This window comes from Candidatus Hydrogenedentota bacterium, from assembly GCA_016791475.1.
Lineage (GTDB): Bacteria > Hydrogenedentota > Hydrogenedentia > Hydrogenedentales > JAEUWI01 > JAEUWI01.
Map to the genome: position 1 here is coordinate 35,550 of JAEUWI010000005.1, position 12,850 is coordinate 48,399.

Genomic DNA, 12,850 nt, shown 5'->3' on the forward strand with positions numbered 1-12,850 from the left:
ACCCGTTTCCGCCGCGCGGGATCCGTCCCGCGCGCTCTCTTCTACTGGTTGCGGCCGCGTCCTAGAGGGACGCGCCGGGCCCCTGGGCGATGGTCGTGGTCGCCGATCGTCCCTGGGCGGTTGGAATCTGCACGGTCTGGGAAAACCGCTTCAGGATATCCGGCGCGCCGGGGCGCGTCCGGGTGCGGGTAACCCAGAAATCCGTCGAGACGACGGACGGAATACGGGGGGCCAGGGGCGATCCCATTTTCGCGGCATTGGGAATCCGCTGCGACGGATTCGCCGGGTCCACTTTCGTGTTGGAGCCCAGCATGGTATTCGACAGGGCCATATCCGCCGCCACCAGGTCGCCATCGGTGAAATCGCCCACGCCGAAGTAGCCGTTGTCCTTGGACAGCAGGATGGGAATGCTCGGTTCGTAAAGGGCGGGATTCGCGCCCCCCGTGTTCCCGTCGGGGTTCTCCGGGTCGCGCAGGTTCTGGATATCGTTGAAGTATTGCTGGGCCGGGTTGGATCCATCGCCATAGGCGAACTTCACCTCCGCATCGAGGATATCGGGGAAGATATCGGGCGGGCTGGGGTTTGAATTGCCGTCCACGTCGATATACAGCTCGATCTCGGAGTTCGGCTGCAACAGGATGCTGCGCCCGACGATGCCGTCCGCGATGACGTACTCGTTGAGCACGCGCATGTTGCGGGAGTTGGGGGCGTTCAATCGTTCGTCGTACCAGTAGCCCACGGACCCATGGGACGCATCGGGGGTCAGGGTGGGCAGGCCCATGGGCTCGCCGGAGAGCATGCGGAGCCAGAACTCGCGCTTGCGCGCATTCAGTAGCTGCTGGAATGTATCGTGGCCCAGTGCGCGCAGGAACATCCGTTCGCCGGAGGGTAGCAGGTAACCGCCCGTGCCAAGGGTGTCGCGGTTGATCGTCCGGTAAATCTCGCGCATATCGTAATTCGTATCGCCGGGAGTGGGGTCAAGGGCGCGCAGCAGAAAGGCCTGCTGGGCGTTGCCGTCGGTGGCCGGAGGCGTCGCCGCGTCGTTGGCGGGCTCAATGGGATCGACATAGGGCCAGTCCAGACTGATGGGCGCGCCGAGGTTGTCCAGCTTCACGTACATATTGAACGCGTCCAGATCGGCCGCGCCCGTTTCCTCGTAGCGAATCAGACTCTCAAGCTCCAGCTCCACGTCGAACTCGACCCACTCGCCCGCGTTGTAACGCCGGGTTCCGCTGAAGTCGCTGTAGAAATAGAAGTCATCCACTACGTCGATGGTGTTGTCGGCGAAAAGGGCGGGATAGCCCCCCGAGTAGCCCCGCTCGCGGGCGATCCGCTCGGCCTGGCGGCGCAGGTTCGCCTCGATCACGCCCCAGCGCTCGGTGACCTTCATCCGCACCCGGGGCGTGTTGAGGCTGGGATGGGTGACATAGGTCACGCGGCCAATCTGGCCATTGGCCAGGGCGCCGACGAACATGAATCCATCCGGTCGACCGTAGAAATTGTAGGTGTCGCCGTGCTCTCGGGCGGTGAACGCGCCGTTGAGATCGCGGGCGAAGGTGCTCATGGCCATGCGGCCGGTTTCAAAGGCGTCGATGCTGGCGTAGCCCTGGCGCACGGCGGCAATGGCGGAGTTGAAAAGCGTCACCAGGGCGCTCATCAATATCACAAAAATCGCGGTGGCCACGAGCAGTTCGGTCAGGGTGAACCCGGCCTGGCTCTGGCGGCGCGCTGGTACTCCATGCATGGCGTTTGCCTCTTTATTGTTCGGTAACATAGGTCACAAACCGTTCGCGACGCCCGTCAAACATCTCGACGTTGAAGGTCACCCGGTACAAGTCCACATCGCTGCTCACCCGCTTTACCGTGCTGTTCCACGACTTGTAGAGGCCGGTGTATTCGCCGCCGGCCGTGGCCAGGCTGCGAAAGGCGTTGTTCGCCGCCCAGCTCGTCATCACGGGACCCACGCCGCCCGCACGCAATTGGCCCAGCTCGGTTTTCGCCAGGAAGGAGGCCTGCTGGCGCTCCGCCGCCTGGCGGGTCTGCTGGATGGAGCGGGGGAAAAGCTTCATGATCGCTATGATCCCGATGGAGAGAATCGTGAGCGCCACGATAACCTCGATGAGGGTGAAACCGCGCTGGTACTTCCTGTTCATGAAAACCTCGCTTAGAAGTCCTGGGGAATGGCAATTCGCCCGGTGGATTTGAAAATGTGGATCTCGCGGTAACGCAGGTTGGACTGCTCCACCCCGTTGCTGTCGAGATAACTCAGATCGGGATTTTCCGGCTGCACCAGGCGCTCGTCCAGGGGGCGATCCGCGGAGGGCGTGATGAAAAGGGAGTAGCGCTCCCGTGCGCAATTCGCACCGGAACCGCATTCAAAGCCAAACTGGGGGCTGTCGAGCCGGCCGGAAGATCGGAACACGTGGGCGGGAAAGTTCTCTTCCGTATAGTTCGCCGGGTTGGTGGCCAGGGTAAAAAGCTCGCCGCCCGTCAGCGCCGGGGGCAGACCCAGCGCCGCCGTTATACGCTTCATCCCGCCATCGCCCACGCGGTTGATGGTCGCGGTGCTGCGGTAGTTGGACCAGCCAAACTCGGAATAGAGGGCGCCGTAAACCGGATTGCTCGGGTTGGTAGTATCGATGTTTTCCGGCTCGGGGCTCTGCAGCGCGATGGACATGCCCTGGGGCAGGGGCCGGAATTCGCCCAGGTCGCCGGGGATGGGGACGAACTTGTCCCGGAGATTGGCGCCCATGGTGGAGGGCAATTGGTACATGATGGCGGCGGCCTCGATCTGCCGAACCGGGATGCCGGTGAGTGAATCTACGATGGGGGACGCGACGGCGCGGAAGGGATCGCCGGGATCCTCATCCGACGGATCGGCCACGGGCAGGGTGTCCGCGAGGGTCGCTTCCTCCTGAGAATAGTTATCCATGCTGTAGACGACGGCGGTGTTCACGTTGTAGGTCGTGGCGTAGAGCTGGGCGGCGCGGAGGACGGAATTGACTTCCTGGGTGGCCCGTTTGAACTCATCGCGGGAGAAGGCGCCCATCTTGGCGAGGCCGGGAATGGCAATGGCCGAAACCAGCGCCACGATGGCCAGAACCACCAGAACCTCCACCAGGGTAAAACCCGCCCTGCTCTCTCGGTATTCGCCGTGCATCGCACATTCTCCCGTGCTGGCGGATTCCGGATCTCCGTGGTTTGCCCTCACCTCGGGCCGGCCTTGCGCCAGGCTGACGTTAGCTCACTTGCATTATCGCGCCATGGGCGCCGCCCGCAGAGGGCGGCGCCGCGCGCGGAACAGTAATTAGTTGTAGAACCGCATGAAGGTCTGGTTGCGGTCCCAGTTGTTCACGTCGTCACCACCGCCCACGAGTTCAGGTTCCTGACCGCCGGGATAGGCGCTCGTGATGGGCGAAATGCCGCCGTACTGGGAGCTCCCCGGCGTGCCGGGGTTATAGCCCGGAACGGGAGGAAGAAATTCCGCCTGACCCGATACCAGATTGGCGCCCTTGGACCAGATAAAGGTGTCCACTTGATTGGCCGCGGGAACGCCCGCCAGGTCAATTTCCTGACCATCGATATCCGTGATAACGAATCCCGACGTGGAACCGGAGCCCAGGCTCAGGTCATCGCCGTTCAACACGGCCGTGCTCTCGCCGGGGACGACCTTGGCCGCACTCGTGGCGGGCAGATAGACGCGGAAGACATTCGGGCCGTTGGTGACGCGCCAGGGGCCGGGGAATATCTGGTAAAGTTCGCCCCAGGGATCGAAACCCAGCTCGGCGAAGTACGTCGTACCCAGATTGCGAACCACATCTTCCTGATAGTCCAGAATCGCGGTACCGGTGCCGTCGTCCGAGACCGTCGCGCCGCGACCCTTCTTCAGGAGCCGATAGACCGCGTTGGTGTAGGCTTCCGTAAAGTTTTCAAAGTCGCCCGCGGCCCAGGTGGACATGTCCCGGACGTCCTTGGAATTCGCGGAGTTTATGCCTACGGAGTCGCCAATGACTTCCAGGTTCAGCACATCGTTCAGGCTGCTGCGGCCCGCGTCGGACAACAGCTTCGTAATCGCCAGCTCGATATTCTGAATCTCGGAGATCGCCTGCGTGGCCCGGCCACGGGCAATGTAGCTCTGGATGTTCGGAATGGCGATGGCCGCGAGGATGGAGATAATCGCCATCACGACCAGGAGTTCCACGAGGGTGAAACCTTGTTTTCTTCTCATGCTCTACTTCCTCCGTATCGGCGGGCTTGCGCGCTCCGCCTGTCATTGCCTAAGGGTCGTCAGTTCCCGCCGCCCGGGTTGTTGATCTGGTCGCCCAGGGTGAAGATGGGCAGGTAGAGGGACACCACGATGAAACCGATGATACCGCCCAGCACCACGATGATGATGGGTTCCATCAGGGTCAGCATGGCCTCGACCGCCACTTCCACTTCCTGGTCGTAAATATCGGCAACCTTGTTCAGCATCTGGTCGAGCTGGCCCGTTTCCTCGCCCACGTCGATCATGTTCACCACCATGGGCGGGAAAACCTTGGTCTCGTCCAGCGGGGCGGCGATGGTGTCGCCCTCCTTGATACTGTCGTGCACCTTGTCCACGGCGTCCTGAATCACACTGTTGCCGATGGTTTCGCGGGTAATCTTCAGCGCCTGCAGAATCGGCACGCCGGAGGAGATCAGGGTACCCAGGGTTCGGGCGAAGCGGGCCACGCCCACCTTGGTGACCAGATCGCCGACCACGGGAAATTTCAGACTCACGATATCGAAGACGCGCTGGACCACGCGGACCTTCATAATCAGTTTCATGAAGATGATGGTCGAGTTGATGACCAGCAGCACCATCCACCATTTGTACACCATGAAATCGCCCGCCGCGATAAGGAAGCGCGTGGGCGCGGGCAGTTCGCCGCCCAGTTCGCCGAAGATTTCGGCGAACACCGGAACCACCTTGATCAGCAGGAAGGACACGATACCGGCCGCGATGAGGAGCACGGCGATGGGATACACCATGGCGCCCTTCACCCGGCGTTTCAGCGCTTCGCGCCGTTCCAGGAAGGTGGCCACGCGCTGGAGCACCACTTCGAGCATACCGCCCACCTCGCCCGCGCGAACCATGTTCACGAAAAGGCGGTCAAACTGTTTCGGGTGCTTCGCCAGGGCTTCGGAGAAGGTCGAACCGGTCTGGATGTCCTGGGCGCATTCGCGCAGGATATCCCGCAGTTTGCAGGGCTTGAGCTGGGCGATCAGCACGTTCACACTGCGCAGCAGCGGCAGGCCGGCGTCGATCAGCGTGGAGAGCTGGCGCGTCATCACCACGATTTCCTTGGTCTTCACGCCGCCGAAATAGAGCTCGTCGATGCCCTTCTTGTCCTTGCGCGCCCGCTTCTCGTCGCGCTTGGTCGCCTCGCGTACCGTTGTGGGGTACAGGCCAAGGGTGCGCACGTCGTTGATGGCCAGGGCCTTGCTGTCGGCCTGAACCACCCCGAAGATCTGCTTGCCCTCTTTGTTCAGGGCCTTATACGCGTACTTGGGCATGGGAGTCTCCTCGCTTAATCTTCGTAGCTATCGGTGTGATACAACACTTCGGCAGCGGTGGTCGTTCCCTGAACCGCCTTCATCAGCGCCGCCTCGCGCAGGGTCATCATGCCCAGGTGCTTGCGGCAGTAGCGGCGCAGCGTCAGCGCCGTGGCGCTCTCCAGCACCAGATCGCGGATACCTTCGTCGACCGACACCATTTCATACAGTCCTGTGCGACCGTTGTAACCCACATAGTCGCAGTTCACGCAGCCTTTCGCGCGGAAAAGCTTGAACTTGGGGTCGCGGCGCCAGGCCGAGGGAATGCCCAGCTCGTCCATTTCCTTCTCGTCCGGCACATAGGGCTCTTTGCAGAAGCGGCAGACCTTCCGGCAGAGCCGCTGGGCCAGCACCGCCTCCAGCGAGGCCGCAATGAGGAAAGGCTCCACGTCCATGTCGAGCAGTCGCGTGATCGTTTCGGGCGCGCTGTTCGTGTGGAGCGTGCTCAGCACCAGGTGGCCGGTCAGCGAGGCTTCGACGGCGATCTGGGCCGTCTCCAGGTCGCGGATCTCGCCCACCATCACAATGTCCGGGTCCTGGCGCAGGATGGAGCGCAGGCAGCGCGCGAAGGTCAGGCCCACGTCGTCGTTCACGTTGCACTGGATCAGCCGGTCGATCTGGAATTCCACCGGGTCCTCGGTGGTGATGATTTTCACCTCGGGCTCGTTCAGAATATTCAGGCACGCGTACAGCGTGGTGGTCTTGCCGGAACCCGTGGGCCCCGTCACCAGCACGATGCCGTTCGGCTTGTTGATGGCCTCGTCGATCTGCGCGTAGATGTCCGCCGGGAAGCCCAGCGCCACCAGATCGTGCTTTACCGCGTTGCGGTCGAGAATACGCATGACGACGCTCTCGCCGTGGAGCACGGGCAGGGTGGACACGCGGACGTCGATGATCGTATCGCCCACTTTCAGCTCGATGCGGTTGTCCTGGGGGAGGCGCCGCTCGCTGATGTCCATGTTGGAAATAACTTTGATGCGGGAAACCAGCGCCACGGCCAGATTCTTCGGCGGGCACACAATCTCCTGGAGCATCCCGTCCACGCGGATGCGGATGCGGAACTCTTCTTCGTAGACTTCCATGTGAATATCGGAAGCGCGCTTCTGCACCGCTTCGAGAAACACCAGGTTCACGATCTTGATCACTTCGGGCTGCTGCGCCAGCTCCACCAGGTTGTCGGTATCGCCCGTGACCTGCTGGATCTTCTGCTCGTCCATCGTCAGCTCGGCGTTGCCGACCTTCTCCTGAAGGTCCAGCAGCATGGAGTGGATGGACTCGCCCTCGAAGCTGTAGTTGTTCTTCCAGGCGTTGGACACGTCCTGCTGGTTGCTCACCGCGCCCTGGATTTCCATGCCCGTGATCTGTTGCAGATCGTCGAGCACCTGAAGATTCAGCGGGTCCGCCATGGCCACGATCAGCCGGTCGCCCGTCTTGCGGATGGGGATCACGCTGTAGAAACGCGCCACGTCCGCCGAAATCGTGTGGATCACCTCTTCGGTGATCTTCAGCTTGGAAAGGTCCACGCGCTCCATGCCGGACTGCACGCCCAGCGACTCGATGATGTCCTGCTCTTCGCAGAGCCCCATCGTCACCAGAACGCGGCCCAGCATGTCGCCGGTGAGGCGCTGGCGCTGAAGGGCTTCGTCAAGCTGGAGCGGGCTGATGACGCCCTGCTCGACCAGAATATCGCCCAGTTGCTTCTCTCGGGATCCAAGTGCCATAAGCGGTTAGTTCGCCGGTGCGGGGGCCGGCCCTCCTTCAAGCCCGAGCGCGCGGGCGTTGGCCTCGAATTCATCGCGGAACTGGGCCTTGCCGGCGCAGTCCTCGTACTTGCAGATGCCTTTGCGGTACAGCGCCAGCAGGTGTTCGTCCAGCAGGTTCATGCCGTACTTGTGCCCGGTCTGGATCGCCGACGTAATGCGGTAGGTCTTGTTTTCGCGGATAAGGTTCTGAATGGCCGACGTCGTGATCATGATCTCGAAAGCGGCCACGCGGCCGAAGCCGCTCTTGCGCGGCACCAGCGCCTGGGAAATCACGGCCTTCAGGTTACCCGCGAGCTGCGTGCGGATCTGCTCCTGCTGGTTCGTGGGGAACGCGTCCACCAGTCGGTCCACGGTGCGCACCGCGCCCGTCGTGTGCAGCGTGCCAAACACCAGGTGACCCGTTTCCGCCGCCGTCACCGCCGCCTCGATCGTCTCCAGGTCGCGCATTTCGCCCACCAGAATCACGTCCGGGTCCATGCGCAGCGCGCGGCGAAGCGCCTCGGCGAAGGTGGGCACGTCCACACCCACTTCACGCTGGGTGATGATGCTCTTCTTGTGGTAATGATAATATTCGATCGGGTCTTCGATTGTGATGATATGGTGGTCGTAGCTCATGTTCAGCCAGTCCACCATCGTCGCCAGACTGGTCGACTTGCCCGAGCCCGTGGGACCCGTCACGAGGATCATGCCGCGGGGCTGGGAAATGACCTCCTTCAACGACATGGGCAGGCCGATTTCCTCAAAGGTCAGCAGGGTTCTCGGGATGAGACGCAGCACCATGCCCACATAGCCGCGCTGCTTGAATACGGACACGCGAAAGCGCGCCACGTCTTCGAAAGCAAACCCGAAGTCCGTGCCGCCCACTTCCTGCAATTCCTGCTGGTTGTCCACCGACGCGATGCTCTTCATCAAGCTTTCGGTGTCTTCCGCCGTCAGGGGATTGTCCCCGAAAAACTGCATGTGCCCGTGAACGCGGCCCGCCGGGGGATCGTCCACCGCAATGTGCAGGTCGGACCCGTCCCGGTCAATCAACATCCGGAGCAAACTCACCATTTCATAGGCCATGAATCAAATTCTCCCAGGCACGACCGCCCCAATGCTTACGTGTGAATCACCTTTTCGAGGGGCTCGTCCACGCGCGTGCGGCGGTTTACTTCTTGTATCGTCGTGATGCCGTTCAGCGCTTTTTTCCAGGCATCCTCGCGCATCGTCAACATGCCCTGCTCCCGGGCCGCGCGCTTGATCGCGGTGGCGGACTCATGCCTCATCAGCATTTCCCGGAGCCGGTCGGTGTTCACCATCAGTTCATAAGCGCCCAACCGGCCCGCATGGCCCGTGTTGTTGCAGTTGTCGCAGCCCGCGCCGTGGTACAGCTCCACCTCCGAAAGATCCACGTCAAATCCGAGACGCTTGACTTCCTGCGGATCCGGCGCGCAGGTCTCTTTGCAGTTCGTACAGATCGTGCGCACCAGACGCTGCGCCAGAATCGCCCGCACGCCGGAAGAAACCAGGTAGGGCTTGATCCCGATATCGATCAGACGGGTAAAGGAACTCGCCGTGTCGTTCGTGTGCAGCGTGGAGAACACCAGGTGACCCGTCAGGGCCGCCTTGATCGCGATTTCCGCCGTTTCGGCGTCTCGAATTTCACCCACCATCACGATGTTCGGGTCCTGGCGCATGATGGCGCGCAGGGCCCGTTTGAAGTCGAAGGCGATCTCGTGGTTGATCTGTACCTGATTGATACCGGCCAACTGATATTCCACCGGGTCTTCCACGGTGATGATTTTCGTGTCCGGCTTGTTCAGCGTGTGCAACGAGGCGTAGAGCGACGTGGTCTTGCCGGAACCCGTGGGGCCCGTCACCAGAATCACGCCCGTGCTCAGCCCCAGCAACTGCTCCCAGCGGCGCTGGTGCTCCGGCGAAAAGCCCAACTGGCCCAGACCCAGCAGCAGACCGCTCTTGTCCAGGATACGCATTACCATGCTCTCGCCGTAGTAGGCCGGGAGCGCGCTCACGCGCAAGTCCACCATCTTGCCGCTCATCATCATCTTGATGCGGCCGTCCTGGGGAACCCGCTTCTGCGTAATGTCCATGCCCGACATGATCTTCAGGCGCGAAATGATCGAGGCCTGCGCGCGCTTGGGCGGCGGCGGCATCAACTGCATCACGCCGTCGATACGATAGCGCACCTTCACGTCCGCCTTGGAAGGCTCCACGTGAATATCGCTCGCCCGAAGGCGGAAGGCTTCCAGAATCATCTGGTTCACATACCGCATCACCGGACTGTTGTCGTCGGCATCCTCGGTCCCGTCCCCCGTGGAGGAGAAACCGTCTTTGTCCATCTGGTCGATGCTGATGCTGCTCATGCTGATGTCGCTGGCGCTCATGCTGCCCAGACTGCTCATGGACGAATCCAGCGAGCTCAAATTCGACATCGTGCTCAGCGTGCTCATGCTGCTCGCCGAACTCACGGAAGACAGCATCGTCTCCACCGTGTTGTCCTGCAGACCATAGCACTTGTTCAGCGCCACGGAGATCTCTTCCCCCGTGGAAAGCACCGGCTCCACCTCCCGATCCAGAAGGCGGCGCAAATTATCCAGATTGTTGATGTTGGTGGGATCGGCCGTCGCGATGACGATGGTGTTCCCCCGCTCCTCAATCGGAATCACGCGGTAGAGCGTGGCAATACTGCCATCGATCAAACTGCGGATGCGCTCGGGGATCTCCCGGTCCGCGAGCTTTACTATCGGAATGCCAAGCTGGTCCGCCAGGCCTTCCGTCACATGGTGCTTGCTGATATAGTTCAGGCGGACCAGAATCTCACCGATCTTACGGTGAGCCATGGTTGTCTGCTGTTTGTGAATGGCCTCATCAAGCTGTTGCTGCTTGATAATTCCCTTTTCAACCAAGCGCTGCCCAAACAGGGTGTACGTCGTTTGCATGGTGACACCTCTTGCCTTATGCACACTGTAACTCTACCAGAGAAGGCCCAAATTGTCAATGTAAATACTGAGAGTAATTACTGATAGATCTGGACTTACGATCAGTTTTGTCAAGAGATTACCCGATCCGGATACGCCGATTTACGCCGACGTCGGCCCCAATTTTCCGACCGCCGACACGACAATACCCGTAGCTCCCATTCGACCCAACGGACCATGGCGTAGACGACATTGTCACTGATCCACGCCGGAATGTCAAGAGTACTCTCCACGCCCGAATACCCCGCCCCGAACGCCCCCGATTTCTCGACCTCAGACTTTCAAGGTCACCAGCGAAAGTTCGCAGACCAGACCCCGGGCTTTGACGGCCGGTTTGATACTCATCTTGTGCACCGCAATCAGGTTGTTGCTCCCGCCCACCTTGTAAAAAAGCTCGATCAGCTCTTCGAGGCTCACGCCATTCAACTCCAGCTCCACCATGGGATGGTTCGGCGAGGAGTTGCGGGTCGTGGGGGCAATTTCCAACTTCGCACGATCGCTGAGCTTGGCCTCTTTCAACACGCCGTTCACGAAGGAGAAAAGGTCAAAGCGCGGATCCCGGGCATTCAGCACCGCCAGCAGCTTCTCCTGGCTCTGGACCCGGTCCTGCTCGGCCAGCAGGTCCAACTGGGCCAATTGCAGCTCCTGCTGCTTCTGGGCGAGCTGCCCCTTGGCCGACTTGTAGCGCTTCCCCAGGCTCGAGGGCACATACACCGCCATGAAAAGGGCCAGCAACACAAAAAGTCCGGCGAAAAACAGCGTCCCCTTGTCGCGCTTGTCCAAATCACTCGTTCCCATCGGCCGTCTCCTCCTCTTCGTCTTCCAGGCGGAAGGCCCGCACGGTAAAGGTAATCTGATCGCCCTCGGAGGACAGTTTCGGATTGGGATCAACCTTATACAGGGTCGACTTGGCCAGTTCTTCCATGGCCGCGTTCACGTTCTCCGCGCTGGAGGCCGTCCCCGCAATGGTCAGCCAGCCGCTCCGCGCGCCGGGCGGCGCCAGCACCACCTCCAGCACGTTCACCTTGTCTCCAGGCATGCGTTGGCTGATGTCCGCCAGGATCTCCAGGGCCAGGGGGTCGCGGAAAATGTCGGTGTTAATGTCCTGGGTCAGGCCCTTCTTGGACAGAGCCTCGATCTCGGCGTTCAATCCGTCGATCTCTTTCTGCAGCACCGCCGCCTGGGCGCGAAACTGGGACGCGCCCAGATAATAATACCCGCCCCAGAGGAGCAGGGCCGCCAGCGCCAGGGCCGACGAGTACACCAGATGGGGCGCAATGGCCCGCAGCTTCGAGGCCGTGCTCCGCTCGCTCCGGTCAAAATTCAGGGCCAGCACCCCACCCGCCCCGGCAAAGGCCGCGCCAATGGCCGCCTCCCAGGTGTTGGGGGCCGGCGTGAACTCGTCCTGCGTCAGCACCTTGGCGCCGCCCTGGATCCGGGCCAGCATCGTCTGCGAAGTCACCGGCAATCGCAGCGTTTCTCCCAGAGCATCGCTCAGGGCCGGGGTCATTTCCAGCCCGGTCACTTCCAAGGCCGTGATCTCGCCGCCGCCGCGCCATTTGGCCAGGAAGGCCCGGAGCGTGTTCTGCACCTCCCGCGCCACCTGATTCGGTTGTTCTTCAAGGGTCTTGGCGCCCTGGGGCATGTTTCTGAAATACGCGATGGTCCCGTTGAAGAGCACCACCAGGCTGCTGCAATGGCTCCGCACATGGAGCACGGCCTGAAGGCCCTTCTGCGCCTTGCGCCCCGCCTGCCACAGGCCCGTCATGGCCACCGCGTCCAGGTTCACCGCATCCACCTCAATCCCCGCCGCCGCCAGCACCGCCATCTGCTCTTCCAGGTGGTTGCGTCGCATCCCCACCGCCAGCACCTCCGTCTCGCCGTCCACCTCGGCCACCAGGTTAAAATCGAGCAGCAACTCTTCGATCGGAAAAGCCAGGTGGGGCTCCAGCTCAAACTGGGCCGCCGCCAACACCCGCTTGCGCCCGCGGATGGGAATCGTAATCGCCCGCACCACGCTGAAGAGGCCGCTCGCGCAGAGGATAAACACCGCCGGCGGGTTTTTCAGCGCGTCCACCGCCTCGCCCAGGGCCTGGGCCAGGGCGGGCACCCGCTCCTCCGCTTCCAGATACGCCGCCGTGCGCGACTGCACCTCCAGCAGCACCGGCTTGCGCCCGCCCGTTTTCACCACCGCCACCCGCACCTCGTTTTCCACGAACTCGATGGCGCCTATCTTCGCACTAAACAGCATTCACACAACTCCAATATCGTATACGCGGCAAGCGAAGGAAACGGTCACTTTATGCAGGTTACAAGCGGCTAACCCCAACGATCAATCACCGCCGGGCGCAAATCAAGCAGAATAAATTCCACCACAAGCGCAAACGTCTGGGAGTTCCGTTCGGAACATCCAAGATGCGTCCTAACCTGATAACAGGGCCTGATTCTTCCGGCCTGAAAGCTGCACTGGCCCTTCGGGCCGAAAGCAAACGGGCACAATAGCAAGTATCGAATAACAGGAGTCTCGCC

Annotated in this window: 10 protein-coding genes; all 10 read right to left on the reverse strand. The window is 61.6% G+C overall.

From position 1 onward, the window contains the following. Positions 1-61: 61 nt before the first annotated feature. A complete protein-coding gene (locus JNK74_03955; protein MBL7645328.1) occupies positions 62-1,744 on the reverse strand; it encodes a prepilin-type N-terminal cleavage/methylation domain-containing protein in 1,683 nt (560 codons plus the stop codon). A 13-nt stretch (positions 1,745-1,757) separates the two neighbouring features. Then, a complete protein-coding gene (locus JNK74_03960) occupies positions 1,758-2,153 on the reverse strand; it encodes a prepilin-type N-terminal cleavage/methylation domain-containing protein (protein MBL7645329.1) in 396 nt (131 codons plus the stop codon). 11 nt (positions 2,154-2,164) lie between these two features. Beyond that, the gene (locus JNK74_03965; GenBank protein ID MBL7645330.1) at positions 2,165-3,160 is read right to left on the reverse strand and encodes a prepilin-type N-terminal cleavage/methylation domain-containing protein; all 996 of its coding nucleotides are present in this window, start codon (positions 3,158-3,160) and stop codon (positions 2,165-2,167) included. 147 nt (positions 3,161-3,307) lie between these two features. Further along, the gene (locus JNK74_03970; GenBank protein MBL7645331.1) at positions 3,308-4,228 is read right to left on the reverse strand and encodes a type II secretion system protein; all 921 of its coding nucleotides are present in this window, start codon (positions 4,226-4,228) and stop codon (positions 3,308-3,310) included. A 59-nt stretch (positions 4,229-4,287) separates the two neighbouring features. Then, complete coding sequence (locus JNK74_03975; GenBank protein ID MBL7645332.1) at positions 4,288-5,538, reverse strand: type II secretion system F family protein; 1,251 nt, start codon at positions 5,536-5,538, stop codon at positions 4,288-4,290. A 14-nt stretch (positions 5,539-5,552) separates the two neighbouring features. Beyond that, the gene (gene tadA, locus JNK74_03980; protein MBL7645333.1) at positions 5,553-7,298 is read right to left on the reverse strand and encodes a Flp pilus assembly complex ATPase component TadA; all 1,746 of its coding nucleotides are present in this window, start codon (positions 7,296-7,298) and stop codon (positions 5,553-5,555) included. A 6-nt stretch (positions 7,299-7,304) separates the two neighbouring features. After that, positions 7,305-8,405, reverse strand: coding sequence for a type IV pilus twitching motility protein PilT (locus JNK74_03985; protein ID MBL7645334.1), 1,101 nt, complete (start codon positions 8,403-8,405; stop codon positions 7,305-7,307). A gap of 35 nt (positions 8,406-8,440) precedes the next feature. After that, positions 8,441-10,282: a Flp pilus assembly complex ATPase component TadA gene (tadA, locus tag JNK74_03990; protein ID MBL7645335.1), complete on the reverse strand. Its 1,842-nt coding sequence runs from the start codon at positions 10,280-10,282 to the stop codon at positions 8,441-8,443. Between the two features lie 312 nt (positions 10,283-10,594). Continuing rightward, entirely contained in the window at positions 10,595-11,119 is a 525-nt protein-coding gene (locus JNK74_03995) for a hypothetical protein (protein MBL7645336.1), read from the reverse strand. Further along, positions 11,106-12,572 carry a pilus assembly protein PilM gene (gene pilM / locus JNK74_04000; protein ID MBL7645337.1) on the reverse strand — a complete coding sequence of 489 codons (1,467 nt, stop codon included), beginning with the start codon at positions 12,570-12,572 and terminating at the stop codon, positions 11,106-11,108. The genes JNK74_03995 and pilM overlap by 14 nt, the downstream gene beginning before the upstream one ends. Positions 12,573-12,850: the final 278 nt, after the last annotated feature.